Raw genomic sequence first — 25,532 nt, forward strand, 5'->3', positions numbered from 1 at the left:
GGACTGAGCTGACAATGGGCATCCGCAAGTACAAGCCGACGACCCCGGGTCGTCGCGGTTCGAGCGTCTCGGACTTCGCCGAGATCACCCGCTCCACCCCGGAGAAGTCGCTGCTTCGTCCGCTGAGCGGTTCGGGCGGTCGCAACTCGTCCGGCAAGATCACCACCCGGCACAAGGGTGGCGGCCACAAGCGCGCTTACCGCGTCATCGACTTCCGTCGCAATGACAAGGACGGCATCCCCGCCAAGGTGGCGCACATCGAGTACGACCCCAACCGGTCCGCTCGCATCGCGCTGCTGCACTACGCCGACGGCGAGAAGCGCTACATCATCGCGCCGGAGAAGCTGAAGCAGGGCGACACGGTCGAGAACGGCCCCCGGGCCGACATCAAGCCGGGCAACAACCTGCCGCTGCGCAACATCCCGGTCGGTACTGTGATCCACGCGATCGAGCTCCGCCCCGGTGGCGGCGCGAAGATGGCGCGGTCCGCCGGCGCGAAGGTGCAGCTCGTCGCCAAGGACGGTCCGTACGCCCAGCTGCGTCTCCCCTCGGGTGAGATCCGCAACGTGGACGTGCGCAACCGCGCCACGGTCGGCGAGGTCGGCAACTCCGAGCACGCCAACATCAACTGGGGCAAGGCCGGCCGCAACCGCTGGCGCGGCAAGCGCCCCACGGTCCGTGGTGTCGTCATGAACCCGGTCGACCACCCGCACGGTGGTGGTGAGGGTAAGACCTCCGGTGGTCGCCACCCGGTCAACCCGAACGGTAAGCCCGAGGGCCGCACGCGTCGCCGCAAGGCGTCCGACGCCCTCATCGTCCGCCGCCGGCGTACCGGCAAGAACAAGCGCTGAGCAGGGAGGTAGAACCAAATGCCACGTAGCCTCAAAAAGGGCCCGTTCGTGGACGACCACCTGCTCAAGAAGGTGGACGCGCTGAACGAATCGGGCAAGAAGACCGTGATCAAGACTTGGTCGCGGCGTTCCACGATCATCCCGGATTTCCTGGGTCACACGATCGCGGTGCACGACGGCCGCAAGCACGTCCCGGTGTTCGTCACCGAGGCGATGGTGGGTCACAAGCTGGGCGAGTTCGCCCCGACGCGGACCTTCAAGGGCCACATCAAGGACGACCGCAAGTCGCGCCGCCGCTGAGCGGGCACGATAAGAGACAAGGGAAGTAGCGATGAACGCCCAGAACGACGCGACGACCGAGGCTGAACTGCCTACGGCGTACGCGCGGGCTCGCTTCGTCCGGGACTCGCCCACCAAGGTGCGCCGGGTGATCGAGCTCATCAAGGGACGTAGCGCCGCCGACGCCTTGGCCGTGCTCCGGTTCGCCCCGCAGGCGGCCAGCGAGCCGGTCGCGAAGGTGCTCGCCAGCGCCGTGGCCAACGCCGAGAACAACCTTCAGCTGGACCCGGAGACGCTCTGGGTCAAGAACGCGTACGCCGACGAGGGCCCCACCCTCAAGCGCATCCGCCCGCGGGCCCAGGGCCGCGCGTACCGGATCCGCAAGCGGACCAGCCACATCACCGTCGAGGTGGAGTCGCGTCCGGCCGTCGCGCAGAAGGCTCAGAGCAAGAAGAAGGCAGGTGGCCGGTAGTGGGCCAGAAAATCAACCCGCACGGTTTCCGCCTGGGTATCACCACGGACTGGAAGTCGCGCTGGTACGCCGACAAGCAGTACGCCGAGTACGTGGCCGAGGACGTCAAGATCCGCAAGCTCCTCGCCACGGGCATGGAGCGGGCCGGCATCTCCAAGGTCGAGATCGAGCGCACCCGTGACCGCGTCCGCGTGGACATCCACACCGCCCGGCCGGGCATCGTCATCGGCCGCCGCGGTGCGGAGGCCGACCGGATCCGCGGCGCGCTGGAGAAGCTGACCAAGAAGCAGGTCCAGCTGAACATCCTCGAGGTCAAGAACCCCGAGGCCGACGCCCAGCTGGTCGCCCAGGCGGTCGCGGAGCAGCTCTCCAACCGCGTGGCGTTCCGCCGCGCGATGCGGAAGGCGATCCAGACCTCCATGCGCTCGCCGCAGGTCAAGGGCATCCGCGTGCAGTGCGGCGGTCGTCTCGGCGGTGCCGAGATGTCCCGCTCCGAGCACTACCGCGATGGCCGCGTCCCGCTGCACACGCTGCGCGCCGACATCGACTACGGCTTCTTCGAGGCCAAGACGACGTTCGGTCGCATCGGCGTCAAGGTGTGGATCTACAAGGGTGAGCTCGTCGGTGGCCTGAAGGCCCGCGAAGCCCGCGACGCCGCCGAGCGCGCGCCGCGCGGTGGTCGCGACCGCGACCGCAGCGACCGGCCGTCCCGTCCGCGTCGTTCCGGCGCCTCGGGCACGACCGCCACCTCGACCGAAGCCGGTCGCGCCGCCGCTGCGGCCACGACCGAGGCCCCGGCGGCTCCGGCCACCGAGACCGCAGAAAAGACGGAGGGCTGAGACGTGCTCATCCCGCGCAGGGTCAAGCACCGGAAGCAGCACTCCCCGAAGCGCCACGGCGCCGCCAAGGGTGGCACGAAGGTCAGCTTCGGCGAGTACGGCATCCAGGCGCTTGAGCACAGCTACGTGACGAACCGGCAGATCGAGTCCGCTCGTATCGCCATGACCCGTCACATCAAGCGTGGTGGCAAGGTGTGGACGACGATCTACCCGGACCGCCCGCTGACCAAGAAGCCGGCCGAAACCCGGATGGGTTCCGGTAAGGGTTCGCCCGAGTGGTGGATCGCCAACGTGAAGCCGGGCCGCGTGATGTTCGAGATCTCGTTCCCGAACGAGGAGACGGCTCGCGAGGCGCTGCGCCGCGCGATCCACAAGCTGCCCATGAAGTGCCGCATCGTGACCCGTGAAGGTGGTGAGTTCTGATGGCTAACGCAGGTGCCGCACAGGCATCGGAGCTGCGTGAGCTCACCGCGGAAGAGCTCGTCCTGCGTCTGAAGGAATACAAGGAGGAGCTGTTCAACCTCCGTTTCCAGATGGCGACCGGGCAGCTCGACAACAACCGCCGTCTGCGCACCGTCCGCACGGACATCGCGCGGATCTACACGGTCATGCGCGAGCGCGAACTCGGCCTGTCCGTTGCCCCCGACGCCGAGAGTGAAGGTGCCGCATGAGCGAGCCCACCACCGAGACGCCGGCCCGGAACGACCGTAAGGTCCGCGAGGGCTACGTCGTCTCGGACAAGATGAACAAGACGATCGTGGTCGAGCTCGAAGACCGCAAGAAGCACCCCCGTTACTCGAAGGTCGTCCGCTCCACCACCAAGGTGAAGGTGCACGACGAGAACAACGAGGCGGGCCAGGGTGACCGGGTCCTTCTGATGGAGACCCGCCCGCTGTCGGCGACGAAGCGGTGGCGCCTGGTGAAGATCGTGGAGAAGGCCAAGTAAGCAGGGCTCTTCGGAGTCTTTAGTTCCGCAAGGCTCGCCACTGTGAAACCTCACAAGCGGGCGAGAACCGGCGCGACATACAGGAGTTGACGTGATCCAGCAGGAGTCGCGGCTTCGGGTAGCCGACAACACGGGTGCGAAGGAAATTCTCTGCATCCGCGTTCTCGGTGGCTCCGGGCGGCGCTACGCCGGCATCGGCGACATCATCGTCGCCACCGTGAAGGACGCCATCCCGGCTGCCGGGGTGAAGAAGGGCGACGTCGTCAAGGCCGTCATCGTCCGCACGGTCAAGGAGCGCCGTCGTCCGGACGGTTCCTACATCCGGTTCGACGAGAACGCCGCCGTGCTCATCAAGAACGACAACGAGCCCCGCGGCACCCGCATCTTCGGTCCGGTGGGCCGCGAGCTGCGCGACCGAAAGTTCATGAAGATCATTTCGCTCGCGCCGGAGGTGCTGTGATGAAGGTGAAGAAGGGCGACACGGTCGTCGTCATCGCCGGCAAGGACAAGGGCGCCAAGGGCAAGGTCATCCAGGCTTACCCGGAGCGCGAGCGCGTGCTGGTCGAGGGCGTGAACCGGATCAAGAAGCACACGCGGATCAGCCAGACCCAGCGCGGTGCGCAGTCCGGCGGCATCGTCACGCAGGAGGCGCCCATCCACGTCTCGAACGTGATGGTCGTCGACTCGGACGGCAAGCCGGCCCGGGTGGGTTACCGCATCGGCGAGGACGGCAAGAAGGTCCGGATCTCGCGCCGGAACGGTAAGGACATCTGATGACCACCGCAGAGAAGACCTCGCCGCGCCTCAAGGTGCGCTACCGCGAGGAAATCAAGGGCCAGCTGCAGGCTGAGTTCTCCTTCGCCAACGTCCACCAGATCCCGGGCGTGACGAAGGTCGTCGTGAACATGGGCGTCGGCGACGCCGCCCGCGACAGCAAGCTGATCGAGGGTGCGGTCAAGGACCTCGCGCTGATCACCGGCCAGAAGCCGGAGGTCCGGAAGGCCCGCAAGTCCATCGCGCAGTTCAAGCTGCGTGAAGGCCAGCCGATCGGCGCGCGCGTCACGCTGCGCGGCGACCGGATGTGGGAGTTCCTCGACCGGCTGCTGACCATCGCGCTGCCGCGTATCCGCGACTTCCGCGGGCTTTCGCCGAAGCAGTTCGACGGCCACGGCAACTACACCTTCGGTCTCAACGAGCAGTCGATGTTCCACGAGATCGACCCCGACTCCATCGACCGCCCCCGCGGCATGGACGTCACCGTCGTCACGACCGCCACGAACGACGACGAGGGCCGGGCGCTGCTGCGCAAGCTCGGCTTCCCGTTCAAGGAGAACTGAGCCGATGGCCAAGAAAGCACTGGTCCACAAGGCCGCGAAGAAGCCGAAGTTCGCCGTGCGCGCCTACACCCGCTGCCAGCGGTGCGGCCGTCCGCACGCCGTGTTCCGCAAGTTCGGGCTCTGCCGGATCTGCCTTCGCGAGATGGCGCACGCGGGCGAGCTGCCCGGCGTCCGCAAGTCCAGCTGGTAAGAGCTTCTTTAAAAACTCCACTTCGCCACAGGCCCCGCCGCTCGTGTTCCGGGCGGCGGGGAACCAGGGCGAGAAAGGTTGACAGGTCACCATGACGATGACCGACCCCATCGCAGACTTCTTGACGCGTCTGCGTAACGCGAACTCGGCGTACCACGACGAGGTCAAGCTCCCGCACTCGAAGCTCAAGGCGAACATCGCCGAGATCCTCAAGCGCGAGGGCTACATCGCGGGTTACCACGACGAGCCGGGCGAGAAGCACAAGAACCTCGTCGTCGAGCTCAAGTACGGCCCCAACCGTGAGCGGAGCATCGCCGGCCTGCGGCGCGTCTCCAAGCCGGGTCTGCGGGTCTACGCAAAATCGACCGAACTGCCGTCCGTGCTCGGCGGCCTGGGCATCGCGATCATCTCGACGTCCGGTGGCCTGCAGACGGACCGGCAGGCCAAGCGCAACAGCGTGGGCGGCGAAGTCCTCGCCTACGTCTGGTAAGGGAAGGGGAACAGGCATGTCACGCATCGGAAAGCTGCCGGTCGCCGTCCCTTCCGGGGTCGAGGTGACCATCGACGGTCAGCAGATCAAGGTCAAGGGGCCCAAGGGCACCCTCGAGCACACCGTCGCCGAGCCGATCACCGTCGAGCGCGACGAGGACGGCACGCTGCTGGTCAAGCGCCCGGATGACGAGCGCACCAGCAAGGCGCTGCACGGGCTCACCCGTACGCTGGTGAACAACCTCGTCGTCGGCGTCACCGCCGGCTACGAGAAGAAGATGGAAATCCACGGCGTGGGTTACCGCGTGCAGGCCAAGGGTTCGGACCTCGAGTTCGCCCTCGGTTACTCGCACCCGGTCAAGATCGAGGCTCCGGAGGGCATCACCTTCAAGGTGGAGACCCCCACCCGGTTCTCGGTCTCGGGCATCGACAAGCAGAAGGTCGGCCAGATCTCGGCCGTCATCCGCAAGCTGCGGCGCCCGGACCCGTACAAGGGCAAGGGCCTGCGCTACGAGGGTGAGAAGATCCGCCGCAAGGTCGGAAAGACGGGTAAGTGATCATGAGCGACACGACTACGAAGCGCAAGCCGGTGGGCAAGGACATCTCGACCCGCCGCCGCGTCGCGAAGGCCCGTCGGCACTTCCGGCTCCGCAAGAAGGTCTCGGGCACCGAGCAGCGACCGCGCCTGGTCGTCAAGCGGTCCTCGCGGCACATCGCCGTGCAGGTGATCGACGACCTCGCCGGTCACACGCTGGCGTCGGCGTCCACCCTCGAGGCGGACGTCCGGGCGGTCGACGGCGACAAGAAGGCCAAGGCCGCCAAGGTCGGGGAACTCGTCGCCGCGCGGGCCAAGAGCGCCGGGATCTCGGCTGTGGTGTTCGACCGTGGGGGCAACGCCTACCACGGCCGCATCGCCGCGCTCGCCGACGCCGCCCGTGAGGCGGGGTTGGAGTTCTGACGATGCAGAAGCTTGTTAACGGAAGGAAAGCCTGATGCCGGGACGTACACGGCAATTCGGCGGCGGACAGGGCGGACCCGGCGGGCAGGGCGGCAACGACCGCAATGACCGTCGCGGTGGCGGCCGGGACCGGCGCGACAGCGGCCGTGGCGGGGCCGGCCAGGACAAGACCCCGCACCTCGAGAAGGTCGTGACGATCAACCGCGTCGCCAAGGTCGTCAAGGGTGGTCGTCGCTTCAGCTTCACCGCCCTCGTCGTCGTCGGTGACGGTGACGGTCAGGTCGGCGTCGGCTACGGCAAGGCCAAGGAAGTTCCCGCGGCCATCGCCAAGGGCGTCGAGGAAGCGAAGAAGAACTTCTTCCGCGTTCCGCGCGTCGGCGGCACCATTCCCCACCCGATCACGGGTGAGGAAGCCGCTGGTGTCGTCCTGCTCCGCCCGGCTTCCGCCGGTACCGGCGTCATCGCCGGTGGCCCGGTGCGTGCCGTGCTGGAGTGCGCGGGTGTCCACGACGTGCTGTCGAAGTCGCTCGGCTCCGACAACGCGATCAACATCGTGCACGCGACCGTGGCGGCCCTGAAGGGTCTGCAGCGTCCCGAAGAGGTCGCGGCTCGCCGCGGTCTCCCGCTCGAGGACGTCGCGCCGGCCCGGATGCTGCGCCAGCGTGCGGGCCAGGGGGTCTGACATGGCTCAGCTCAAGGTCACCCAGGTCAAGAGCAAGATCGGCACGAAGCACGCTCACCGCGAGTCGCTGCGCACCCTCGGGCTGCGCAAGATCCGCCAGAGCGTCGTGCGTGATGACACCCCCCAGGTGCGCGGCCTGATCCACACCGTCCGCCACCTGGTGGAGGTCGAGGAGGTCCAGGCATGACGGCCATCAAGATCCACCACCTGCGTCCGGCTCCGGGCGCCAAGCGCGAGAAGATGCGCGTCGGTCGTGGTGAAGGTTCGAAGGGCAAGACGGCCGGTCGCGGTACGAAGGGCACCAAGGCCCGGAAGAACGTGCCGGCCCGGTTCGAGGGTGGGCAGATGCCCATCCAGATGCGGCTCCCGAAGCTTCGCGGCTTCAAGAACCGCTTCCGCACCGAGTACCAGCCGGTGAACGTGGGCGACATCGCCCGCGTCTTCCCGGACGGCGGCAAGATCGGCGCCGAGGAGCTCGCGCAGAGCGGTCTGGTCCGCAAGGGCAAGCTGGTGAAGGTGCTCGGCAACGGCGATGTCAACGGCGTCAAGCTGGACATCACCGCCGACGCGTTCTCCGGCTCGGCCAAGGAGAAGCTCGAAGCGGCCGGTGGCTCCGCCACCACCAACTGAGCTCGTTCTCGTTCGAAGGCCCGTCTGGCTCACGCCAGGCGGGCCTTCGCCGTCTGCTCCTGACGGCGGTTCCTTGCCGGGAAGGGAATCCGGACGGAGGATCAAGGGGTGGACAGACCGTCGCAGGAGCCCGCAGCACAACCCGACGGCGCCGAGTCGCCGCTGAGCTTCCCAGTCGAAGCACCGCGGCCCGCCGGCCCTGAACCGGGAGCGGGCGCGCCTCAAGCCGAGCCGCTGCGGTTCCCGGCGGAGGCTTCGGGGCCCGATGCGCCCTCGCCCGGTGCTCTGCAGCCTGGTGAGGTGCCGCCGCTGGCTGAGCCGCTGCGCTTCCCTGCCGAGGCGCCGCGGGCTGAGGGGGCTTTCCAGCCTGCCGATGTGTCGCCGCTGCGGTTCCCTGCCGAGGCTTCGGGGCCCGATGCGCCCTCGCCCGGTGCTCTGCAGCCTGGTGATGCGCCGCCGCTGGGGGAGCCGTTGCGGTTCCCCGCGGAGGCCCCGCGGGCGGAGGGGGCTTTCCAGGCTGCTGATGCGCCGTCGCTGGCTGAGCCGTTGCGTTTTCCCGCCGAGGCTCCGCGGGCAGAGGGCGCTTTCCAGGCCGCTGATGTGCCGCCGCAGGCTGAGCCGTTGCGCTTCCCGGCGGAGGCCCCGCGGCCCGAAGCGCTCTCGCAGACCGCACTCCAGCCCGCGGACGTGGCGCCCCCATCCCAGCCCTCGCCGTTCAACGGTGCCGCGTCTCCGGCGCCCGGACCGCCCTTCCACCCCGCCGAGCTGCCGTACCCCGTCGCTCAGCTCCCGGGGGCCGTGCCCGGCAGCACCCAGCCGCCACCGCCGTACGCCGACCGACCCGCCGCCGAGCCGCCGGCTCCCGCCGCCGCTTCCTTCCTGCGGTTCGCTCCGCCCGTGCTCGCCGTCGTCGCGGCCGTCATGACCCTGCTCGGGGCCTTCCTGCCGCTCTTCCGGATCCGCGAACACTTCGGCGCCGGCCAGCAGTACCTGGACGCCCAGATGCTCATCACCGAGACCTCCTGGGGCCACACCATCGAAGTCCCGGGCCAGGGGGTCACCGACCAGACCGGTGCCCCGGTCGGCGTCCCGCTCCTCTTCGCCGTCGTCGTCCTGGTCGCCGCCGCGCTCCTCACCTTCAGCCGCCCGGGCCATCGGCTCGGCCGGTGGTTGATCGCCGCGGGGGCCGTCTTCGCCGCCGGTGTGGTCAGCACCGCCGGCACGAGCGGGTTCGGGTGGTCCGCCCGATCCAGCGAGGTCGAGGTCACGGTCGCCACCGGACCGGGCATGTGGCTGCTGATCGGCGGCACCGTCGTGGCCGCGGCCGCCGCGGTCGTCGCGTACCTGCCCTGGCGGCAGCCGCCCGGCTGGGCCGATCCGGCGCTCGCCTACGCCGACACCCCGACGCCGCCGTCGGGGGTCGCCATCACCGTCCTGCCGCCGGAGGACGAACAGCCCTGACCGCCGCTACCGTGGAGGTGTGTGGGTCTTCTTCGGCGCCTCCGTGCTCGTCGCCCTTACGCCAGGGGCGAACAACCTGCTCGGTCTCCATCACGGCATGACGCACGGTGTTCGCCACGGCCTCGCCGGGCTCGGCGGCCGGCTGGCCGCTTTCACCCTGTTGATCGCCGCTGTCGCGGCCGGGCTCGGGCAGCTCCTGGCCGCCTCCGAGACCGCGTTGACGATCATCAAATGGGCCGGCGCCGCCTACCTGCTCTACCTCGGCGTCCGCCTGCTCCGGTCCACCTTCCGCGGCGAAAACATCCCGAAAGAGCTGCCGGACACCCCCACGACGGCGTGGCGCGTCACCCGCAAGGAGTTCGGTGTCGCCCTCACCAACCCGAAGGCGATCCTGATCTTCACCGCCTTCGTACCGCAGTTCATCGACGCAGGTCACGGGTCATATCCGGGCCAGCTCGCCCTGCTGGGCGCGGGCTACCTGCTGGCCGAGTTCCTGGCCGGCTCGGTCTACGTCGGCGTCGGCGCCGCGGTGAAGACGATCAGGCTCTCCCGGCGGGCCCGGCGCAACGTCGATCGGGGCACCGGTGTGGTCCTCGTCGGCCTGGCCGGCGCGCTCGCGATGTCGAACGCCTGAGCCGCAATCTGTCAAGGAATCCGGCCAAGACGGCGATGTGGATCAACCCGCCGGAGCAACCTTGGTACGGAAAACGCACACGGACTGCGGACACGCCCTGTGAAGCTGTTAGAGTCGGCGACACGCTTCGGGACGAGTGTGCCCCGAAGCGTTCCTGGCTTGCGTGCCAGTAGTGCTGTGTGTTCCTGCCGGCCCCGTGCCGGCCAAGCCGATCGTCGGTTAGGACAGCCGACGACGCCGAGGAGGTCCCCCGCGTGCTCAGCGCCTTCCGCTCGGCTCTCGCGACGCCGGATCTACGCAAGAAGATCCTGTTCACGCTAGCCATCGTCGCGGTTTACCGAATCGGTGCGACCATTCCGGCGCCCGGCATCTCGTACGGTGCCGTACAGGCCTGTAGCTCCCAGGCGCAGCAGGAGGGCGTCTACCAGCTGCTGAACCTGTTCAGCGGTGGTGCGCTGCTGCAGCTGTCGCTCTTCTCGACCGGCATCATGCCGTACATCACGGCGAGCATCATCATCCAGCTGCTCACCGTGGTCATCCCGCGGTTCGAGGAGCTGAAGAAGGAAGGGCAGTCCGGCCAGGGCAAGCTGACCCAGTACACCCGGTACCTGACGATCGCGCTGGCGATCCTGCAGGCCACCGGCGTGGTCGCGCTCGCGGACCGCAAGCAGCTCTTCCCCGACTGCCAGTCGCCGATCATCCCGGACAACAGCGTCTACTCGCTGGCCATCATCGTCATCACGATGACCGCGGGCACCGCCGTCATGATGTGGCTGGGCGAGCTGATCACCGAGCGCGGTGTCGGCAACGGCATGTCCGTCCTGATCTTCCTGAACATCGCGGCGCGCATCCCGGTCGAGGGCGGCAACATCCTCAGCAACGCCGGTGGCGTGGGGCTGGCGATCGTCTGCGTCTTCGGCCTGGTGATCATCGCCAGCGTCATCTTCGTCGAGCAGGGGCAGCGCCGGATCCCGGTGCAGTACGCCAAGCGCATGGTCGGCCGCCGGATGTACGGCGGCACGTCGACCTACCTGCCGATCAAGGTCAACCAGGCCGGTGTCATCCCGGTCATCTTCGCGTCGTCCCTGCTGTACCTGCCGGACCTGATCAGCCGCCTCGTCGGCGACCAGAACGCCAACTCCGGCTGGCAGGTGTTCATCAAGAACTACGTCGTGAACCAGTCCAGCTGGGTGCACATCGCGCTGTACTTCGCCCTGATCATCTTCTTCACGTACTTCTACATCACGATCACGTTCAACGTGGACGAGCGTGCGGAAGAGATGAAGAAGTTCGGCGGGTTCATCCCGGGCATCCGCCCGGGCCGCCCGACGGCGGAGTACCTGAGCTTCGTGCTCGGCCGGATCACCCTGCCGGGTTCGCTGTACCTGGGCATCATCGCGATCCTTCCGAACTTCTTCCTGTCGTTGACCGGTAGCGGGAACAACCAGAACTTCCCGTTCGGCGGCACCGCTGTGCTGATCATGGTCGGTGTCGGTCTCGACACCGTGAAGCAGATCGAGAGCCAGCTGATGCAGCGCAACTACGAAGGGTTCTTGAAGTGACGCGCCTGGTTCTCGTGGGCCCGCCCGGCGCGGGCAAGGGCACGCAGGCGGTGGCCCTGTCCGAGCAGCTGCGTGTCCCGCACATCTCGACCGGTGACCTGTTCCGCGCGCACGTCGGCCAGGAGACCCCGCTCGGCCAGGAGGCGAAGCGCTACCTGGACTCGGGTGAGCTCGTGCCCGACTCGGTGACCAACGAAATGGTCCGCGAGCGGCTCGCCGAGCCGGACGCCAAGGCCGGCTTCCTGCTCGACGGCTTTCCCCGCAACACCAAGCAGGCCGAGGTCCTCGGCGAGATCCTCGGCGACGCGGATGTTTCGCTCGACGCGGTGATCCAGCTGCAGGTCCCGGAGGACGTCGTCGTCGGGCGGCTCATGTCGCGCGGCCGCGCGGACGACACCGAAGAAGTCATCCGCCGCCGTCAGCAGATCTACGTGTCGGACACCGCGCCGCTGCTTGAGTACTACGCCGACATCCTGGTGACCGTCGACGGTGTCGGCAGTGTCGAGGAGATCTCCGGCCGGGTGCTGAAAGCGCTGCGCGACCGCACGTGAACCTCGGAGGATTGCGTGTTCTGCAAGTGCTCCGCCGTGGGCGCATGATCGAAGTCAAGACGCCGGACGAGCTGCAGGCGATGCGGGCCGCGGGCCTCGTCGTCGCCCGCACGCTCGCGGCGGTCCGCGCCGCGGCGAAGCCGGGCGTCAGCACCGCCGAGCTCGACGAGCTGGCCGAGCAGACGATCCGGGACGCCGGCGCGGTGCCGTCGTTCAAGGGCTACCACGGTTTCCCGGCGTCGATCTGCGCGTCGGTGAACGAGCAGATCGTCCACGGCATCCCGGCGAAGACCCAGGTGCTGGCCGACGGCGACATCATCTCCGTCGACTGCGGCGCCATCCTCGACGGCTGGCACGGCGACTCCGCCGTGACGCTGGCCATCGGCCAGGTCTCCGACGCCGACCTCGCGCTGTCCGCGGCGACCGAGGCGGCGATGTGGGCCGGGATCGAGGCGGTCACCGCCGGTGGCCGCCTCACCGACATCTCCTACGCCGTGCAGTCCGCCGCCGAGCGCGCGGGCCGCGACGACGGCATCGAGTACGGGATGATCGTCGAGTACGGCGGCCACGGCATCGGCCGCGAGATGCACATGGACCCGTTCCTGCCCAACGTCGGCAAGCCCGGCAAGGGCCCGCGGCTGAAGCCCGGCATGGCGCTGGCGATCGAGCCGATGCTCACCGGCGGTGGCGGCGAGACCCGCGAGCTGGACGACGGCTGGACCGTGGTCACGGCCGACGGCTCCCGCGCGGCCCACTGGGAACACACCGTCGCGATCACCGAAGACGGCCCCTGGGTGCTCACCGCGGCTGAAGACGCCTGACCTGCACGTTCACCCACAAGCGGTGATCGCGATCACGTCCACCTGCACGTGCCCTTAGCATGGTCACCCCCGGTTTGGGGGTCGCGACACGTGTTGCGTACACTGTCAAGTCGGCGCACTTATCGCGCCCGGATCCTGCGCGCTCGTGAATTCACGGTCTACTGGGACTCGGGCACCGGTGTGCCGACGCACCGCCCAACCAGCACTAGTGCTCCGGTTGGTCACAGACTGTAGCGACAGACAGTGTCGACAAAGGAAATGCGGAGGACATGGCGAAGAAAGACGGGGCCATCGAGGTCGAAGGCCGCGTAGTCGAGCCGCTCCCCAACGCGATGTTCCGCGTCGAGTTGGAGAACGGTCACAAGGTCCTGGCACACATCAGCGGCAAGATGCGGCAGCACTACATCCGCATCCTGCCCGAGGACAGGGTTGTCGTGGAGCTCTCGCCCTACGACCTCTCTCGTGGTCGCATCGTCTACCGCTACAAGTGATCACGAAGAGCAGCTACTAGGAGAGCAGAAGACGTGAAGGTCCAGCCGAGCGTCAAGAAGATCTGCGACAAGTGCAAGGTGATCCGCCGTCACGGCCGGATCATGGTGATCTGCGAGAACCTGCGGCACAAGCAGCGGCAGGGCTGAGCACCAAGCACTCGACCAGAGTGGATTGACGGCTACACAACCTCCCCGCACCTGCCGGTTCACGCGAGTGAACCGGTTCACCCCCGGGCTTCAGGCCGGGGCCGGGACACCCGAAGCGCAAGCCGAGGGCACGACAGGCGAGTCGGTCCCGGAACCGGACGGGGAGCAGACCTGAAGATGAAACCGAAGAAGGAGCATCAACGCCAATGGCACGACTCGCTGGCGTAGACCTCCCCCGCGAAAAGCGGTTGGAGATCGCGCTTACCTACATCTACGGCATCGGCCGTACCCGCTCGAAGCAGCTCATCAAGGCTGCCGAGCTCAACGCGGACACCCGCGTCAAAGACCTCAGCGATGACGACCTCGCGAAGCTGCGTGTGTACATCGAAGAGAACTTCAAGGTCGAGGGTGACCTTCGCCGCGAGGTGAACGCCGACATCCGTCGGAAGATCGAGATCGGGTGCTACGAGGGCCTTCGCTGGCGCCGCGGACTTCCCGTCCGTGGTCAGCGCACGAAGACCAACGCCCGTACCCGCAAGGGTCCGAAGAAGACGGTCGCCGGCAAGAAGAAGGCTGGCAAGAAGTGAGCGTCCAGGGCAAGAAGGTCGTGCAGATGGGTGGCGTTCACCGCCGCGGCTCGGCTTGTGTCTCGCCCAAGGCGCTCTACGCCCGCCCGATGGCGCTCCGCAACCTGTACACCGACGCCGGTTCGATCATCCGGCGCGGACAGGCCGAAGCGGTCGCCGCTCACCAAGAGAACGCGCGCTAACAGGAGATCCCTCACAACATGCCACCGAAGTCTCGTACTGCGGCCGGGGCCAAGAAGGTCCGCCGCAAGGAAAAGAAGAATGTCGCGCACGGTCACGCGCACATCAAGAGCACCTTCAACAACACCATCGTCTCGATCACGGACCCGACCGGTGCCGTGATCGCGTGGGCGTCGAGTGGGCACGTGGGCTTCAAGGGCTCCCGCAAGTCCACCCCGTTCGCCGCGCAGATGGCCGCCGAGAACGCTGCCCGCAAGGCCGCCGAGCACGGCATGAAGAAGGTCGACGTCTTCGTGAAGGGCCCGGGTTCGGGCCGCGAGACGGCGATCCGCTCGCTGCAGGCGGCCGGCCTCGAGGTCGGCACCATCCAGGACGTGACCCCGCAGCCTCACAACGGCTGCCGCCCGCCCAAGCGGCGCCGGGTCTGAGGAACGGGGAGGAGTAAGAAGAAATGGCTCGTTACACCGGCCCCGCGACGCGTATTTCGCGTCGCCTCAAGGTTGACCTCATCGGCGGCGACCAGGCTTTCGAGCGTCGCCCCTACCCGCCGGGCCAGCACGGCCGCGGGCGCATCAAGGAGTCCGAGTACCTCCTGCAGTCGCAGGAGAAGCAGAAGGCTCGCTACACCTACGGCGTTCTCGAGCGTCAGTTCGTCCGGTACTACAAGGAAGCCGTCCGGCGTCCGGGCAAGACCGGTGAGAACCTGCTCCAGATCCTCGAGTCCCGCCTGGACAACGTGATCTACCGCGCCGGCATCGCCCGCACCCGCCGTCAGGCGCGTCAGCTGGTGAGCCACGGCCACTTCCTGGTCAACGGCGTCAAGGTCAACGTCCCGTCGTACCAGGTCACCAAGTGGGACATCATCGACGTGCGGCCGAAGTCGTTCTCGATGCTGCCCTTCGTCGTGGCCAAGGAGTCCTTCGGCGACCGCCCGATCCCGGCGTGGCTGCAGGTCGTCCAGTCCAACCTCCGCGTGCTGGTCCACCAGCTCCCGGAGCGTGCGCAGATCGACGTTCCGGTTCAGGAACAGCTGATCGTCGAGCTTTACTCGAAGTAGTCCGGCCCCGGCTGGAGTACGGGCGGCGGCGCAACAGGTGCGCCGCCGCCGCGCCATCCCTTCGACGTCATATGGCGGGCGTCGTCTGGAAAGGAATTAGGAAGAAATGCTGATTTCCCAGCGGCCGGCTCTCGGCGAAGAGACGGTCAACGAGACCCGCTCCCGGTTCACCATCGAACCGCTGGAGCCCGGCTTCGGCTACACGCTCGGCAACTCGCTGCGTCGTACGCTGCTGTCGTCCATCCCGGGCGCGGCAGTGACGAGCATCCGCATCGACGGCGTGCTGCACGAGTTCACCACCGTTCCCGGGGTGAAGGAAGACGTCACCGACATCATCCTGAACCTCAAGGAGCTCGTGGTGTCCTCGGAAGAGGACGAGCCGGTCACCATGTACCTGCGCAAGCAGGGCCCGGGTGAGGTCACGGCGGCCGACATCGTGCCGCCGGCGGGTGTCACCGTGCACAACCCGGATCTGCACATCGCGTCGCTGAACGGCAAGGGCAAGCTCGAGATCGAGCTCGTCGTCGAGCGCGGCCGCGGTTACGTTCCGGCCCTGCAGAACAAGCAGGCGGGCGCGGAGATCGGCCGGATCCCGGTCGACTCGATCTACTCGCCGGTGCTCAAGGTGACCTACAAGGTCGAGGCCACCCGTGTCGAGCAGCGCACCGACTTCGACAAGCTGATCCTGGACGTCGAGACCAAGCCGTCGATCACGCCGCGCGACGCGGTCGCGTCGGCCGGCAAGACGCTGGTGGAGCTGTTCGGTCTCGCTCGCGAGCTGAACGTCGACGCCGAGGGCATCGAGATCGGCCCGTCGCCGCAGGAGGCGGACACCATCGCCGCCTACGCGATGCCGATCGAGGACCTGGACCTCACCGTCCGGTCGTACAACTGCCTCAAGCGCGAAGGCATCCACACGGTGGGCGAGCTCGTCTCGCGCAGCGAGGCGGACCTGCTCGACATCCGCAACTTCGGCGCCAAGTCGATCGACGAGGTCAAGCTCAAGCTCGTCGGCCTCGGCCTCGCGCTGAAGGACAGCCCGCCCGGGTTCGACCCGACCGCGGCTGCCGCCAGCTACGACGGTGAAGGCTGGTCGGAGGGTGTCGGTGGCATCGCCGACGGGATTTCGGACGGCCACGACGATGGCCAGGACTACGCAGAGACCGAGCAGCTCTAGGGCTCTGTGCCTGGACGCTGCGAGCTGAACTAGTAGGAGAACCAATGCCCACCCCTACCAAGGGAGCCCGGCTCGGCGGGTCGTCCGCGCACGAGCGGCTGATCCTGGCCAACTTGGCCACGCAGCTGTTCGAGCACGGCAAGATCACGACCACCGAGGCGAAGGCCCGCCGGGTCCGCCCGCTGGCCGAGAAGCTGATCACGAAGGCGAAGCGGGGCGACCTGCACAACCGCCGTCAGGTGCAGAAGGTCGTCCGTGACAAGGACGTCGTGCACAAGCTGTTCGCCGAGATCGGTCCGCACTTCGCGGAGCGCCCGGGCGGCTACACCCGGATCACCAAGACGATGGCGCGCAAGGGCGACAACGCCGCCATGGCCGTCATCGAACTGGTGTCCGAGAAGACCGTGACGTCCGAGGCCGAGCGCGCTCGCAAGACGAAGTTCGCCAAGGACGAGCCGAAGGCCGCCGCCCCGGTTGCCGAGGAGACCACCGAGGCGCCTGCCGCCGACGAGGCTCCTGCTGCCGAGGAGGCCAAGGCCGAGGACACCACCGAGGCTCCGGCCTCGGAGGAGACCGACGCCGACGCCAAGAAGGACTGACGTCCTGACGGCCGATTCGACACCGGACGAGCCCGCCACTCCCCTCGGGGAGGGCGGGCTCGTTCGTCTGCGCCTGGACGTCTCCTACGACGGCACGGACTTCTCGGGCTGGGCCCGGCAGCCGGGCCGCCGGACGGTCCAGGGCGTCCTGGAGGAGGCCCTGCAGCGGCAGCCACCGGGAGCCGCGGTGCCGAAGTCCGTCGTCGTGGCGGGCCGTACGGACGCCGGGGTGCACGCGACCGGCCAGGTGGTGCACGTCGACGTCGTGCCGCTCGCTCCGGGCACCTCAGGCCGTGTTCCGGTCTCCGCCGAAGGCATCCCGGACCTGACGCGCATGGCGGGCCGCTGGAACCGCTTGCTGCCGGGTGACGTCCGGGTGCTGGGTGCCCGGGTCGCTCCCGAGGGCTTCGACGCGCGGTTCTCGGCGATCCGCCGTCACTACCGCTACCGCGTCTCGGACGCGCCGTGGGGCGTGGACCCGTTGCGCCGCCACGACACCCTGGCGTGGAACCGTCCGCTGTCGACGGACGCGATGAACGCCGCCGCCGCGGAACTGCTGGGCCTGCACGACTTCGCGGCCTACTGCAAGCAGCGCGAGACGGGCACGACGATCCGCGAGCTGCAGCGCCTGGAATGGGCACGCGTGGACGAGCACCTGCTGGAGGTCCGGGTCTCGGCGGACGCGTTCTGCCACTCGATGGTCCGCAGCCTGGTGGGCGTGCTCCTCCTGGTCGGCGACGGCCGCCGCACGGACGCGTGGCCGTCGAAGGTGCTGGAGAGCGGCATCCGCGACAGCGCGGTGGCCCCGGCCCACGGCCTCACGCTGCTGGGCGTGGACTACCCGCCGGACGAAGAACTCGCGGCGCGGGCCGAGCAGACCCGCAACGTCCGCACTGCGCCCTGACCGCAGCTCAGGGGCGAACCGCCTGTCGCGGCCCGGTTCAGCCCTCCGAATGGGTGGAGGGAGACGTACTCCCGGGAAGGATCGAGCCGCGATGCTGCTCAACGAAAAGCCCCTGCAGGTCCGTGAAGGGGTCCGGCTGACCCAAGCGATGGTCGACCGGGCGCTCGCCGCAGTCGACCCGGCCGACGCCGTCGGCCGCAGCGATGCGCTCGCTGCGCTGGAGGAGCGGCTGCGGTCTGCAGGCGAGGTGTTCAGGCCGCCGGTCGCCGCGCGCGGCTGATGGCCTGAACTCGCGGCGCGGGCCGAGCAGACCCGCAACGTCCGAACTGCGCTGTAACCGGAAGCGGGTGGCTCCCCGAGGGGAACCACCCGCTTCCGTCTGTCCGAAAAGGACGTCAGTCGCCGCGGCGGACCGGGCCGAGGAGCTGCTGCTCCTTGCCCGTCGTGACCAGGCGAAGCGGGCGCCAGAGGTTGCGGCCCAGGGCCACCGCCTGGTCGTCCTTCAACGTCGTCAGCTGGCGCATCATCTGGGGCGGCAGGCGCCAGATGCGGGCCGCCAGCTCGGCCTGGCCGGCCGGGAGGCGCTGCATCAGGACCAGGTCCGCCGCGTTGGCCGTCGCGCCCGCCTGCGGGTGCAGGTACGGGAGCACGTAGACCGTCGTCTGCCAGGGCGAGCGGGGCGGGAACAGGTCCTGGGGCGTCGGGCCGCCGTCGGTCACCACCAGCAGTGGCGCGTCCTCCGACGGCCGCGGCAGCTCGACCGGGGACAGCCGGCGGATCTGCACCAGCGGCGACGGCCGCCCGTCGCGGCTGCCGGCCGCCCGGGAGAGCACCTGCCACTCGGTCGGGCGCCCGGTGGCGACGACGACCCAGGCGCCGACCGCCATCGCGCGCATGGCCACCTGGCGGGCCAGGTAGAGCCCGCCCACCAGCACGATCCGGGTGGGGGTCGAGCGCAGCGCCGAGATCGTCAGCGGCTCGCCCTTGAGGCCCGAGCCGAGCACGATGCCGCCGCGGTCACCCGAAGGGCTGATCGCGTCGAGCATCGCGGGATCGACGGTGAACTCCGGCGCCACGCCGCTGTTCTGCCCGGCGTCACGGACGCGCGAACTCATGCTGTGCCTCCGATCGGCAACGTCGCGGCGAAGGCGGAAACCTGCAGTCCGCGCAGCGGCGTCAGGTTCACCCCGAGCCGCTCGGACAGCCCCTGCAGCCGCTGGTCGGCCGCGTCGAGCTCACGCGGGTTCCGCGCGCTCAGCCGCACCACGCCGCGCAGCCCGATCTTGCCCTCGTCGGACGCCGGGGAAATCGACATCGCCAGCGTCGCCGACAGCGCACGGACGCTCGTCAGCGCGTTCAGGCTGTTGGCGACCTTGCCCTTCGGCCAGCCGGTGATGGCGTAGCTCGCGTGGCCGATCCCGGCCGCGGTCACGCCGGACCAGCGTTCCTGCAACGTCACCTTGGTGGGCGACCCGGCCACCGACGTCAGCTCCGCGGCGGAAATGCTCGCCCGCAGCAGCTCGTCCGGGTCCAGGGGCCGCGTCGGCACGCCCTGGGACTCCAGCGCGTTGCGCACCCGCGACAGCGCCCCGATCAGCGCGCGGTGGGCGCCGACGACGCCGCCGCCGCGCTCCCGGATCGCCGCCGGGCACCGCCTCGGGTCGAGCCGGATCGCCACCCACGTCGTGCGCCGGGCCGCCGCGGGCAGCGGCCCCAGCACCTCCATGTAGGAGCTCAGCGCCGGCGAATCCGACGGCAGCGCCGCGCTGCCCGGGTAGCAGTGCCAGATCGTCTGGATCGAGTCGAGGACCACGCCGCGGTCCTCGAGGCAGGGGGCGAGCGCCGACAGCGGCAGGCTCGGTGCACCGTCAGCCTGGGTGATCAACGCCGGCGCCGGCTCGACGAGCAGCACCGCCGTCCACGTGCCGTCGTTCCAGGCGAGCCCGACCTGCTGGCGCTCGTGGTCGACGCCGTGGGCGACGACGAGGTCTGGAACGGCGATGCGGAGCAGGTTCACGCGGGCGTCATCGGGGCCGGTGACCGTGGTTTCTTCGGCGGTCATGGCTTCGACGGTGCTCGGCGGCAGCGGATCCGCGACCCGGTCGTGCGAGCGGAAGGTGTAGCGCAGCGTCAGGCCGACCCACTGGGTGAACCAGCGGCCGCGCCAGCGCAGCAGCGCGACGATGAGGGCGAAGCCGAGGATGCCGATGCCGACGTACTTGAGCGACATGTCGATCGCGAGCAGGACCAGGCCGATCGCCAGGCCGACTTCGAGCACGACGAGGTTGGCCACGGGCAGCGGGCCGAGGGTGACGCCGGCCGACCGCCGCCGCGCCGGCGGGGCCATCCGGGTCGCGCCGGACGGGGGAATGGCGGGACCGCTGTCGTCGGGCCCCTGCGGGCCGCCGGGACCACCCGGGCCACCGCCACCGGGGCCACCGGGACCGCCGCCTCCAGGTCCGCCAGGGCCGCCGGGACCGCCGCCGCCAGGACCCCCCGGGCCGCCAGGGCCTCCGGGACCACCCGGGCCGCCGGGGCGTCCGCCAGGGCCACCGGGAACCGGGCCGCCGGGACCGCGCGGGGGCATGCCAGGGGCGCCGCCGGGTCCGCCGGGACCGCCGCCGGGTCCGCCGGGGCCGCCACCGGGTCCGCCGGGAACGCCACCAGGTCCGCCGGGAACGCCACCAGGTCCGCCAGGAACACCACCGGGAACGCCGGGACCACCGGGTCTGCCCGGCCGGGGCGGGGGGCCCGGCGGACGGCCGCCGGGGGGCGGGGGCCCGGGCGGGCCAGGCGGACGTGGAGGAGTGGTGACGGACATCCGCGCTTTCTCTTCCCCTCGTGCTTGCTGCGTACCCGGAAGCCGGGTCCCGGGGAGCCCGACCCTAGCTGGAGTTGGTAGAAACCCCACACCAGACGGTCCCCGTACGGCTATCCTGCGGAACCGTACCGCGACGGGGAGAGCTGTAGGTCGAGAATGCCATCAACACCGACGACTAAGTCTCAGGTCCAGGCGTATCAGTTCGTCCTACGGCGGATGCAGTCGGCGCTGGTCCGGCGGGACGCCGTGATGCTGCACGACCCGATGCGCACCCACACGCGGGCCACCATCGTGGGGGTCGTGCTGGGTGCGCTCGGCATGATCGTGTTCGTCGTCTGGGGCCTGCTCAGCCCGGCGCCTTCGGTGCCCGAGGCCGGGAACATCGTGATCGGCGAGCAGTCCGGCACGGTGTACGTGGTGACGGGCAACCCGAAGAAGCTGATCCCGACGTTCAACCTCGCGTCGGCGCGGCTGTTGCTGCTGGCCCAGCAGAAGTCGACCGGTGCGGGCGCGGGCGCCAGCGGTGCGGCCGCCACTCCGCCCCCCGCCGCGGCGAGCCCGGCCAGTGTGAAGAATCCCACGGTCGTTTCCGACGAGCAGCTGAAGGACATTCCGCGCGAGAAACTGACCGGTATTCCGGACGGTCCGCAGCTGATCCCGACGGATTCCCAGCGAATTACCCCGAATTGGGCCGTCTGCGACCAGGTTCAGCTGGACCCGTCGCTGCCGAACCCCGACACCGGCCGGACCAACACCTACGTTTTCGGCGGTATCGCGCCGAGCGGCCTGGGCACCGAGCTGCGCGAGAACGAGGCGTTGCTGGCGAAGGCCGACAACGGGAAGACCTACCTCGTCTACCGGCTGCCGAGCTCCCGGAACCGGCCGAACGCGAACACCGTGCGCGCCGAGATCGACGTCGACAACCCGAATGACGCGGTCCGGACGGCGCTGCAGCTGCCGCCGGCGCCGCGCAAGATCACGCAGGGGCTGCTCAACGCGATCCCCGAGGTCGCGAAGCTGACGCCGCCGAAAATCGCCGGCGGCCAGGCCCCGGCGGACTTCGACGGCCTGACCGTCGGCGACGTCTTCGCCACCCAGCAGGCCGGCGAGACGACGCTGAACTACTGGGCGATCACCCGCGGCGGCATCCAGCGGGTGTCCAACGCCGTCGCCGACATCATCCGCGTCGCGAAGAACGGCAGCTCCGGCCGGATCCAGACGCTGGGCCTCGACAAGCTCGCCGGGGTGCACACCATGCAGCCGGCCGACCCCGACTACATCGCGGTCGACGACTTCCCGCGCTCGGTGCCGACGGTCCTCGACGCGACGAAGAACTCGTCGGTCGCGTGCCTGGGCTGGTCGCTGGCGGGGTCCGGCCCCGACCAGGACGCGCACACCTCGGTGTACGTCGACACGCAGCTGCCCGGCCAGAAGAGCGGCGGCGAAAAGTTCGTCCCGATGACGGTGACCACGCCGGGCCCGAACCGGGTGCCGCTCAACGGCTTCTACCTCAAGCCCGGGTTCGCCGCGGTCGTCCAGTCCGCCACCGGCAAGGCCAGCTTCGGCAAGGGCCAGATCCAGCTGATCTCCGACCGGGGCGTCCGCTACAGCGTCCCGGACGCCCAGACCGCGGACGCGATCGGCATGAACAACCGGCAGCCGGCACCGGAGTCGATCATCGGACTGCTGCCGACCGGGGCGTCGCTGAACACCCAGGACGTGCTGCGGCAGTTCGACGCCGTGCCGATCGACCCGAACGCCGGCGCGTACCCGACCCCGCAGCCCGGGAACTGAGCGGAACCGCCGGACCGCGCCGCACGTCCCACGCTCGAGGGTCTTTCTCGTGAGCGGAGGTGCCGTGGCCGGCTTGAGGATGGACGGCGTCGTCGTCGCCCGGTACGCCGAGACGGCCGACGCCGCCGCGGCCGACCTGGACGTGGCGGCGGCCGAGGTCGGCGGGGACGTCACCGCGGAGTCCTACGGGACGCTGGGCGCGCAGATCGGCCTCGGCGAGTCCTACGGCCGCGCGTCCGGGGCGTTGCGGCGGCAGCTGGCCGACGGCGCCGAGGCGCTGCGTTCGGCCGCGGAGGCGCTGCGGCAGGTGGCGATCCGCCACGGCGGGCAGGACGCGGAAGCCGCGGAGCTGATCGAGCGGGCCGGGAGGCTCGACGGATGACGACCGAGACCGGCTCCCCGGCGGCTTCGGTGCCGGTGCCCGCGGGCGAGGACATCACGGCGGCGGCTGAGCCGTACCTGGCGTACCTCACGGATCTGGCGCGGCAGCTGGGCGTCATCGACCCCGTCGAAACGTACTTCCGCCCGCTGCTCGGCCGCTGGGCCGACCTCGGCGCCGAAGCGGATCGCCTGCGCCAGGCGGCCTCGGTCGCGGCCGAGGTCTCGGCCCGCTTGGACGACGAGCTCGGCCGGCTCGACGCGGGCTGGGAGGGCCGCGACGCGGACTCGTTCGTCACGTACATCCGCGCGGTCGGCGCGGCGGGCGGCGACCTCCACGAGGCGCTCGACACCCTGGCCGGCGCGCTGGACGAGCTGGTGACGACCGTGCGGCACGTGGTCGTCGACCTCGTCGAAGTGCTGGTGGACGCGGCGGAGCTGACGTCGGAGACGATGCTGCTCCCGGCCGGCGGCCCCAAGCGGGCGCGGGCCCAGCTGGAGGAGACGCAGGAGTCGGCGAAGGCGCTGCACGAGACCGCGCGCGACGTCATGGAGGCGTTCGACCGGCTGTGTGACGGCGTCGACGACCCGGACGCGGCGTCCCGCACCATCGAGATCCGGCACCGGTACCCGCCGGAGCGCTTCAAGCTGCACGACGACGCCCTGAACGAAGCGGGCGAGCAGGCCACCACGGACGCCACGGCCACGGCTCCGGCCGACGAGGTGATGACCCCGTCTTCGGCCGACGGCCAGGCGGAGGGCCGTCACACGGGCGCGGGAACCCCCGAAACGGCGCAACCCGCCGACCCGCAGCCGACCCCTCCCGCGCAGCAGGACCACAGCTCGTCGGGCGGGGTCCCGATGATGCCGATGATGGGGTTCGGGGCGTTCGGCTCGGGCGGCGGCCAGGCTCGCCGCCCGTCGAAGACCCGCCCGGTCACGAAGTCGTCCGACCTGCTGGGCGAGCCCGGCCTGGTCGCACCCCCGGTGATCGGCGAGGACGAAACCCCGCAGCAGAAGAAACCGCCGGCCCCGCCCGCGAAGTGACCCCAGGCTGGAACGGATCCCGTTCCGGCCCGGGGGTCAGCGGCGGGTGCCGGTCTCGGCCGGGCGGTTGCGGCGGATCGTGTGCATCACGAACAACGTGATCAGCAGGGCGAGCACGCCGCCCGCCGTGCCGGCCAGCGCCACGATCATCGGCGTCGAGCTGTGGTCGTTCGCCGGGGGGAGCTGGGCCATCTGCGGGGCGGGGATCGGCGCCTGGTTCCCGACCTCCGACGGCAGCACCTGCGTCAGCGCCGCCACCGGGTCGATCACGCCGTAGCCGACGAAGTTGTCGCGGCCGCCCGGGGCCGCCGGGTGCTGGGCCGTCTCCTTGATCCGGTTGACGATGCCCTTGGCGGTGAGCTTCGGGTACATCGCCTTGACCAGCGCCGCCAGGCCGGCCACGTACGGAGACGCGAAGCTCGTGCCCTGGATTTCGCTGGCCTTGTTGCCGTCTTCGAAGGTCAGGTTCGCCAAGCTGCCGGACCCTTCGGCGGGGTCGAGCGAGACGATCTTCGTGCCGGGGGCCGCGACGCCGACCCACGGGCCGTGCACGCTGAACGGCGCCACGCCGCCGGACTCGTCGATCGCCCCGACCGACAGCACGTCGTCGGCGAACCACGGCGGCGTCACGATCGTCTTCGGCTTCCGCGCGTCCGGCTGGTCGTTCTGCGGGCAGGTGTCCGTCGCGTTGCCGGCGGCGGCGACGATCACGATGCCGGCGTCCGCCGCGAAGCGCACGGCCGCCTGGACCTGCTGCTCGCCTTCGGTGATCGACCCGCTGGCCGGGCGGCAGTTGTCGACCGACATGTTGATGACGTCGGCCTCGTGCCGCTCGGCGATGCCGTGGATGATCTCGGCCAGCGTCCTCAGCGTGCCCGCGGTGCCGGCCTTTTCCAGCTGGCGGCCGCCGTTGGACTGCCCGGGCGACGTTCCATCGCCCTCGGCGGCGCCACCGCCGCCGCCCGGCGGCAACTCCGTGCCGGACCCGGACGGCGGGTTGGTGCTCGACGAGGACGGCGGCGTGCTCGAGCCGGGGGTCGCGGTCTGCTTGGCGGGCTCGTAGTTCTCGCTGAGCTGGCGGTAGGACACGATCGTGGCGTCCGGCGCGACGCCGACGAACCCGACCTCCGGGTTGTCCGGCTTGGCCCCGATGATCCCGGCGACCTCGGTGCCGTGGCCGTCGCAGTCCTCGAGCCCCGGTTGCTGGCCCTTCGTCGGCGTGGCCACGTAGTCGCCGCCGGACTTGAGCCGGTCCTGGAACCACGGGTGCTTCGTCACGCCGGTGTCGATCACCGCGACGCGGACGCCGCCGCCGGCGCTGCCCCTGGCCGCCTTGACGATCTCCTGCGCCTTGGAGATCTGCAGGTACTCCTGGCCCCACGGCCGGTTCTTGATCTGGATGTCCTGGCCGAGGGTGCTGCGCTGCACGCAGCCCTTCGTTTGCGTGTACGTCTTGTCGGGCTGGCGCAGGTCGGGGATCAGCTTGTCCATGTCGACCGGCGGCGGCGTCCCGAAGTAGCCGTCGGCCGGTGCGGCCTGCGCCCACGAGGGCACCGCGAGCGTCAGCGGCGACAGGAGGCCGATCGCGCCGGCCAGCAGGGCCGTCGTAGTCCTTCGGGGGGCGCCGGGACGCCGTGCTGCTGCCATC

38 protein-coding genes are annotated in these 25,532 nt (G+C 69.7%); 35 read left to right on the top strand and 3 right to left on the bottom strand.

Annotation, left to right across the window (positions count from 1 at the left end; all coding sequences use genetic code 11):
• Window positions 1-14: 14 nt before the first annotated feature.
• The 32 genes from rplB to AB0M30_RS08970 all read left to right on the top strand — a co-directional run bounded on the left by rplB (window position 15) and on the right by AB0M30_RS08970 (window position 18,124).
• A complete protein-coding gene (rplB, locus tag AB0M30_RS08815) occupies window positions 15-851 on the top strand; it encodes a 50S ribosomal protein L2 (protein ID WP_003102084.1) in 837 nt (278 codons plus the stop codon).
• 18 nt (window positions 852-869) lie between these two features.
• Window positions 870-1,151, top strand: a complete 282-nt coding sequence (gene rpsS, locus AB0M30_RS08820) for a 30S ribosomal protein S19 (protein ID WP_003102083.1) — start codon at window positions 870-872, stop codon at window positions 1,149-1,151.
• Between the two features lie 31 nt (window positions 1,152-1,182).
• Window positions 1,183-1,602, top strand: a complete 420-nt coding sequence (gene rplV / locus AB0M30_RS08825) for a 50S ribosomal protein L22 (RefSeq protein WP_013222606.1) — start codon at window positions 1,183-1,185, stop codon at window positions 1,600-1,602.
• Window positions 1,602-2,441, top strand: a complete 840-nt coding sequence (gene rpsC / locus AB0M30_RS08830) for a 30S ribosomal protein S3 (RefSeq protein WP_013222607.1) — start codon at window positions 1,602-1,604, stop codon at window positions 2,439-2,441. The genes rplV and rpsC overlap by 1 nt, the downstream gene beginning before the upstream one ends.
• Window positions 2,442-2,444: 3 nt before the next feature.
• Window positions 2,445-2,864 carry a 50S ribosomal protein L16 gene (gene rplP / locus AB0M30_RS08835; protein WP_004558864.1) on the top strand — a complete coding sequence of 140 codons (420 nt, stop codon included), beginning with the start codon at window positions 2,445-2,447 and terminating at the stop codon, window positions 2,862-2,864.
• A complete protein-coding gene (gene rpmC / locus AB0M30_RS08840; protein WP_013222608.1) occupies window positions 2,864-3,112 on the top strand; it encodes a 50S ribosomal protein L29 in 249 nt (82 codons plus the stop codon). Before rplP ends, rpmC begins: the two co-directional genes overlap by 1 nt.
• On the top strand, window positions 3,109-3,387 hold the full coding sequence (gene rpsQ, locus AB0M30_RS08845; RefSeq protein ID WP_364581655.1) for a 30S ribosomal protein S17: 279 nt from the start codon (window positions 3,109-3,111) through the stop codon (window positions 3,385-3,387). The genes rpmC and rpsQ overlap by 4 nt, the downstream gene beginning before the upstream one ends.
• 91 nt (window positions 3,388-3,478) lie before the next feature.
• Window positions 3,479-3,847, top strand: a complete 369-nt coding sequence (rplN, locus tag AB0M30_RS08850; protein WP_004558867.1) for a 50S ribosomal protein L14 — start codon at window positions 3,479-3,481, stop codon at window positions 3,845-3,847.
• Window positions 3,847-4,161, top strand: a complete 315-nt coding sequence (gene rplX / locus AB0M30_RS08855; RefSeq protein WP_013222610.1) for a 50S ribosomal protein L24 — start codon at window positions 3,847-3,849, stop codon at window positions 4,159-4,161. Before rplN ends, rplX begins: the two co-directional genes overlap by 1 nt.
• A complete protein-coding gene (gene rplE, locus AB0M30_RS08860; protein WP_013222611.1) occupies window positions 4,161-4,724 on the top strand; it encodes a 50S ribosomal protein L5 in 564 nt (187 codons plus the stop codon). Before rplX ends, rplE begins: the two co-directional genes overlap by 1 nt.
• A gap of 4 nt (window positions 4,725-4,728) precedes the next feature.
• Entirely contained in the window at window positions 4,729-4,914 is a 186-nt protein-coding gene (locus AB0M30_RS08865; RefSeq protein ID WP_004558870.1) for a type Z 30S ribosomal protein S14, read from the top strand.
• Window positions 4,915-5,005: 91 nt separating this feature from the next.
• Complete coding sequence (gene rpsH / locus AB0M30_RS08870; protein WP_004558871.1) at window positions 5,006-5,404, top strand: 30S ribosomal protein S8; 399 nt, start codon at window positions 5,006-5,008, stop codon at window positions 5,402-5,404.
• A 16-nt stretch (window positions 5,405-5,420) separates the two neighbouring features.
• Window positions 5,421-5,960: a 50S ribosomal protein L6 gene (gene rplF / locus AB0M30_RS08875; RefSeq protein ID WP_013222612.1), complete on the top strand. Its 540-nt coding sequence runs from the start codon at window positions 5,421-5,423 to the stop codon at window positions 5,958-5,960.
• 2 nt (window positions 5,961-5,962) lie between these two features.
• On the top strand, window positions 5,963-6,361 hold the full coding sequence (rplR, locus tag AB0M30_RS08880; protein WP_233226165.1) for a 50S ribosomal protein L18: 399 nt from the start codon (window positions 5,963-5,965) through the stop codon (window positions 6,359-6,361).
• A gap of 34 nt (window positions 6,362-6,395) precedes the next feature.
• Window positions 6,396-7,043 (top strand): 30S ribosomal protein S5, encoded by a 648-nt coding sequence (gene rpsE, locus AB0M30_RS08885; RefSeq protein WP_103342416.1) that lies wholly within the window; start codon window positions 6,396-6,398, stop codon window positions 7,041-7,043.
• Window position 7,044: 1 nt separating this feature from the next.
• Entirely contained in the window at window positions 7,045-7,230 is a 186-nt protein-coding gene (rpmD, locus tag AB0M30_RS08890; RefSeq protein WP_013222615.1) for a 50S ribosomal protein L30, read from the top strand.
• A complete protein-coding gene (gene rplO / locus AB0M30_RS08895) occupies window positions 7,227-7,673 on the top strand; it encodes a 50S ribosomal protein L15 (protein ID WP_103342417.1) in 447 nt (148 codons plus the stop codon). Before rpmD ends, rplO begins: the two co-directional genes overlap by 4 nt.
• Before the next feature lie 621 nt (window positions 7,674-8,294).
• On the top strand, window positions 8,295-9,134 hold the full coding sequence (locus AB0M30_RS08900) for a hypothetical protein (RefSeq protein WP_364581660.1): 840 nt from the start codon (window positions 8,295-8,297) through the stop codon (window positions 9,132-9,134).
• 43 nt (window positions 9,135-9,177) lie between these two features.
• Window positions 9,178-9,768 (top strand): LysE family translocator, encoded by a 591-nt coding sequence (locus AB0M30_RS08905; protein ID WP_364581884.1) that lies wholly within the window; start codon window positions 9,178-9,180, stop codon window positions 9,766-9,768.
• A gap of 254 nt (window positions 9,769-10,022) precedes the next feature.
• The gene (secY, locus tag AB0M30_RS08910; RefSeq protein WP_364581663.1) at window positions 10,023-11,330 is read left to right on the top strand and encodes a preprotein translocase subunit SecY; all 1,308 of its coding nucleotides are present in this window, start codon (window positions 10,023-10,025) and stop codon (window positions 11,328-11,330) included.
• Window positions 11,327-11,881, top strand: a complete 555-nt coding sequence (locus tag AB0M30_RS08915; protein WP_103342420.1) for an adenylate kinase — start codon at window positions 11,327-11,329, stop codon at window positions 11,879-11,881. The genes secY and AB0M30_RS08915 overlap by 4 nt, the downstream gene beginning before the upstream one ends.
• Window positions 11,882-11,925: 44 nt before the next feature.
• Complete coding sequence (gene map, locus AB0M30_RS08920; RefSeq protein ID WP_364581666.1) at window positions 11,926-12,702, top strand: type I methionyl aminopeptidase; 777 nt, start codon at window positions 11,926-11,928, stop codon at window positions 12,700-12,702.
• 269 nt (window positions 12,703-12,971) lie between these two features.
• The gene (gene infA / locus AB0M30_RS08925; protein WP_004558881.1) at window positions 12,972-13,193 is read left to right on the top strand and encodes a translation initiation factor IF-1; all 222 of its coding nucleotides are present in this window, start codon (window positions 12,972-12,974) and stop codon (window positions 13,191-13,193) included.
• A gap of 33 nt (window positions 13,194-13,226) precedes the next feature.
• Window positions 13,227-13,340 (top strand): 50S ribosomal protein L36, encoded by a 114-nt coding sequence (gene rpmJ / locus AB0M30_RS08930; RefSeq protein ID WP_004558882.1) that lies wholly within the window; start codon window positions 13,227-13,229, stop codon window positions 13,338-13,340.
• 206 nt (window positions 13,341-13,546) lie between these two features.
• The gene (gene rpsM / locus AB0M30_RS08935) at window positions 13,547-13,927 is read left to right on the top strand and encodes a 30S ribosomal protein S13 (RefSeq protein ID WP_034285908.1); all 381 of its coding nucleotides are present in this window, start codon (window positions 13,547-13,549) and stop codon (window positions 13,925-13,927) included.
• Window positions 13,924-14,109 (top strand): hypothetical protein, encoded by a 186-nt coding sequence (locus tag AB0M30_RS08940; protein ID WP_004558884.1) that lies wholly within the window; start codon window positions 13,924-13,926, stop codon window positions 14,107-14,109. Before rpsM ends, AB0M30_RS08940 begins: the two co-directional genes overlap by 4 nt.
• 18 nt (window positions 14,110-14,127) lie before the next feature.
• Complete coding sequence (gene rpsK, locus AB0M30_RS08945; protein ID WP_004558885.1) at window positions 14,128-14,535, top strand: 30S ribosomal protein S11; 408 nt, start codon at window positions 14,128-14,130, stop codon at window positions 14,533-14,535.
• A 23-nt stretch (window positions 14,536-14,558) separates the two neighbouring features.
• A complete protein-coding gene (rpsD, locus tag AB0M30_RS08950) occupies window positions 14,559-15,164 on the top strand; it encodes a 30S ribosomal protein S4 (RefSeq protein WP_013222624.1) in 606 nt (201 codons plus the stop codon).
• 106 nt (window positions 15,165-15,270) lie between these two features.
• Window positions 15,271-16,341, top strand: coding sequence for a DNA-directed RNA polymerase subunit alpha (locus AB0M30_RS08955; protein WP_004558887.1), 1,071 nt, complete (start codon window positions 15,271-15,273; stop codon window positions 16,339-16,341).
• 44 nt (window positions 16,342-16,385) lie between these two features.
• A complete protein-coding gene (rplQ, locus tag AB0M30_RS08960) occupies window positions 16,386-16,940 on the top strand; it encodes a 50S ribosomal protein L17 (protein ID WP_364581670.1) in 555 nt (184 codons plus the stop codon).
• Window positions 16,941-17,013: 73 nt separating this feature from the next.
• The gene (gene truA / locus AB0M30_RS08965) at window positions 17,014-17,844 is read left to right on the top strand and encodes a tRNA pseudouridine(38-40) synthase TruA (RefSeq protein WP_364581887.1); all 831 of its coding nucleotides are present in this window, start codon (window positions 17,014-17,016) and stop codon (window positions 17,842-17,844) included.
• Between the two features lie 91 nt (window positions 17,845-17,935).
• Entirely contained in the window at window positions 17,936-18,124 is a 189-nt protein-coding gene (locus AB0M30_RS08970) for a hypothetical protein (protein ID WP_364581672.1), read from the top strand.
• Window positions 18,125-18,239: 115 nt separating this feature from the next.
• Here AB0M30_RS08970 and AB0M30_RS08975 read toward each other — a convergent pair whose 3' ends face one another.
• On the bottom strand, window positions 18,240-18,959 hold the full coding sequence (locus AB0M30_RS08975) for a hypothetical protein (protein WP_103342423.1): 720 nt from the start codon (window positions 18,957-18,959) through the stop codon (window positions 18,240-18,242).
• The gene (gene eccE / locus AB0M30_RS08980; RefSeq protein ID WP_364581674.1) at window positions 18,956-20,191 is read right to left on the bottom strand and encodes a type VII secretion protein EccE; all 1,236 of its coding nucleotides are present in this window, start codon (window positions 20,189-20,191) and stop codon (window positions 18,956-18,958) included. Before eccE ends, AB0M30_RS08975 begins: the two co-directional genes overlap by 4 nt.
• A gap of 630 nt (window positions 20,192-20,821) precedes the next feature.
• On the opposite strand from eccE, the gene eccB reads away from it, so the two are divergent.
• The 3 genes from eccB (at window position 20,822) to AB0M30_RS08995 (ending at window position 23,884) form a co-directional block, all read left to right on the top strand.
• A complete protein-coding gene (eccB, locus tag AB0M30_RS08985) occupies window positions 20,822-22,459 on the top strand; it encodes a type VII secretion protein EccB (protein ID WP_364581676.1) in 1,638 nt (545 codons plus the stop codon).
• A gap of 64 nt (window positions 22,460-22,523) precedes the next feature.
• Window positions 22,524-22,841, top strand: coding sequence for a hypothetical protein (locus AB0M30_RS08990; protein ID WP_364581677.1), 318 nt, complete (start codon window positions 22,524-22,526; stop codon window positions 22,839-22,841).
• On the top strand, window positions 22,838-23,884 hold the full coding sequence (locus AB0M30_RS08995; RefSeq protein WP_364581679.1) for an endo-1,4-beta-glucanase: 1,047 nt from the start codon (window positions 22,838-22,840) through the stop codon (window positions 23,882-23,884). Before AB0M30_RS08990 ends, AB0M30_RS08995 begins: the two co-directional genes overlap by 4 nt.
• Window positions 23,885-23,920: 36 nt before the next feature.
• Here the strand turns inward: AB0M30_RS08995 and AB0M30_RS09000 are convergent, their stop codons facing one another.
• On the bottom strand, window positions 23,921-25,531 hold the full coding sequence (locus tag AB0M30_RS09000) for a S8 family serine peptidase (protein ID WP_364581681.1): 1,611 nt from the start codon (window positions 25,529-25,531) through the stop codon (window positions 23,921-23,923).
• Window position 25,532 lies beyond the last annotated feature (1 nt).

The sequence above is a fragment of the Amycolatopsis sp. NPDC051716 genome, from assembly GCF_040681595.1.
In the GTDB taxonomy this organism is placed as follows: Bacteria; Actinomycetota; Actinomycetes; order Mycobacteriales; family Pseudonocardiaceae; genus Amycolatopsis.

Excerpts from the sequence above, each read along its gene's own strand:
- AB0M30_RS08975 (WP_103342423.1), bottom strand. The coding sequence starts at position 18,959 with ATGAGTTCGCGCGTCCGTGACGCCGGGCAGAACAGCGGCGTGGCGCCG.
- rpsQ (WP_364581655.1), top strand. The coding sequence starts at position 3,109 with ATGAGCGAGCCCACCACCGAGACGCCGGCCCGGAACGACCGTAAGGTC.
- rpmC (WP_013222608.1), top strand. The coding sequence starts at position 2,864 with ATGGCTAACGCAGGTGCCGCACAGGCATCGGAGCTGCGTGAGCTCACC.
- eccE (WP_364581674.1), bottom strand. The coding sequence starts at position 20,191 with ATGGCCCCGCCGGCGCGGCGGCGGTCGGCCGGCGTCACCCTCGGCCCG.
- rplR (WP_233226165.1), top strand. The coding sequence starts at position 5,963 with ATGAGCGACACGACTACGAAGCGCAAGCCGGTGGGCAAGGACATCTCG.
- rplQ (WP_364581670.1), top strand. The coding sequence starts at position 16,386 with ATGCCCACCCCTACCAAGGGAGCCCGGCTCGGCGGGTCGTCCGCGCAC.
- AB0M30_RS08970 (WP_364581672.1), top strand. The coding sequence starts at position 17,936 with ATGCTGCTCAACGAAAAGCCCCTGCAGGTCCGTGAAGGGGTCCGGCTG.
- AB0M30_RS08865 (WP_004558870.1), top strand. The coding sequence starts at position 4,729 with ATGGCCAAGAAAGCACTGGTCCACAAGGCCGCGAAGAAGCCGAAGTTC.
- rpmD (WP_013222615.1), top strand. The coding sequence starts at position 7,045 with ATGGCTCAGCTCAAGGTCACCCAGGTCAAGAGCAAGATCGGCACGAAG.
- rpsK (WP_004558885.1), top strand. The coding sequence starts at position 14,128 with ATGCCACCGAAGTCTCGTACTGCGGCCGGGGCCAAGAAGGTCCGCCGC.
- rplX (WP_013222610.1), top strand. The coding sequence starts at position 3,847 with ATGAAGGTGAAGAAGGGCGACACGGTCGTCGTCATCGCCGGCAAGGAC.
- rpsS (WP_003102083.1), top strand. The coding sequence starts at position 870 with ATGCCACGTAGCCTCAAAAAGGGCCCGTTCGTGGACGACCACCTGCTC.
- rpsD (WP_013222624.1), top strand. The coding sequence starts at position 14,559 with ATGGCTCGTTACACCGGCCCCGCGACGCGTATTTCGCGTCGCCTCAAG.
- rpsE (WP_103342416.1), top strand. The coding sequence starts at position 6,396 with ATGCCGGGACGTACACGGCAATTCGGCGGCGGACAGGGCGGACCCGGC.
- rpsH (WP_004558871.1), top strand. The coding sequence starts at position 5,006 with ATGACGATGACCGACCCCATCGCAGACTTCTTGACGCGTCTGCGTAAC.
- map (WP_364581666.1), top strand. The coding sequence starts at position 11,926 with ATGATCGAAGTCAAGACGCCGGACGAGCTGCAGGCGATGCGGGCCGCG.
- AB0M30_RS09000 (WP_364581681.1), bottom strand. The coding sequence starts at position 25,531 with ATGGCAGCAGCACGGCGTCCCGGCGCCCCCCGAAGGACTACGACGGCC.
- rplE (WP_013222611.1), top strand. The coding sequence starts at position 4,161 with ATGACCACCGCAGAGAAGACCTCGCCGCGCCTCAAGGTGCGCTACCGC.
- rplV (WP_013222606.1), top strand. The coding sequence starts at position 1,183 with ATGAACGCCCAGAACGACGCGACGACCGAGGCTGAACTGCCTACGGCG.
- AB0M30_RS08995 (WP_364581679.1), top strand. The coding sequence starts at position 22,838 with ATGACGACCGAGACCGGCTCCCCGGCGGCTTCGGTGCCGGTGCCCGCG.
- rplF (WP_013222612.1), top strand. The coding sequence starts at position 5,421 with ATGTCACGCATCGGAAAGCTGCCGGTCGCCGTCCCTTCCGGGGTCGAG.
- AB0M30_RS08955 (WP_004558887.1), top strand. The coding sequence starts at position 15,271 with ATGCTGATTTCCCAGCGGCCGGCTCTCGGCGAAGAGACGGTCAACGAG.
- infA (WP_004558881.1), top strand. The coding sequence starts at position 12,972 with ATGGCGAAGAAAGACGGGGCCATCGAGGTCGAAGGCCGCGTAGTCGAG.
- eccB (WP_364581676.1), top strand. The coding sequence starts at position 20,822 with ATGCCATCAACACCGACGACTAAGTCTCAGGTCCAGGCGTATCAGTTC.
- rplB (WP_003102084.1), top strand. The coding sequence starts at position 15 with ATGGGCATCCGCAAGTACAAGCCGACGACCCCGGGTCGTCGCGGTTCG.
- rpsM (WP_034285908.1), top strand. The coding sequence starts at position 13,547 with ATGGCACGACTCGCTGGCGTAGACCTCCCCCGCGAAAAGCGGTTGGAG.
- rplO (WP_103342417.1), top strand. The coding sequence starts at position 7,227 with ATGACGGCCATCAAGATCCACCACCTGCGTCCGGCTCCGGGCGCCAAG.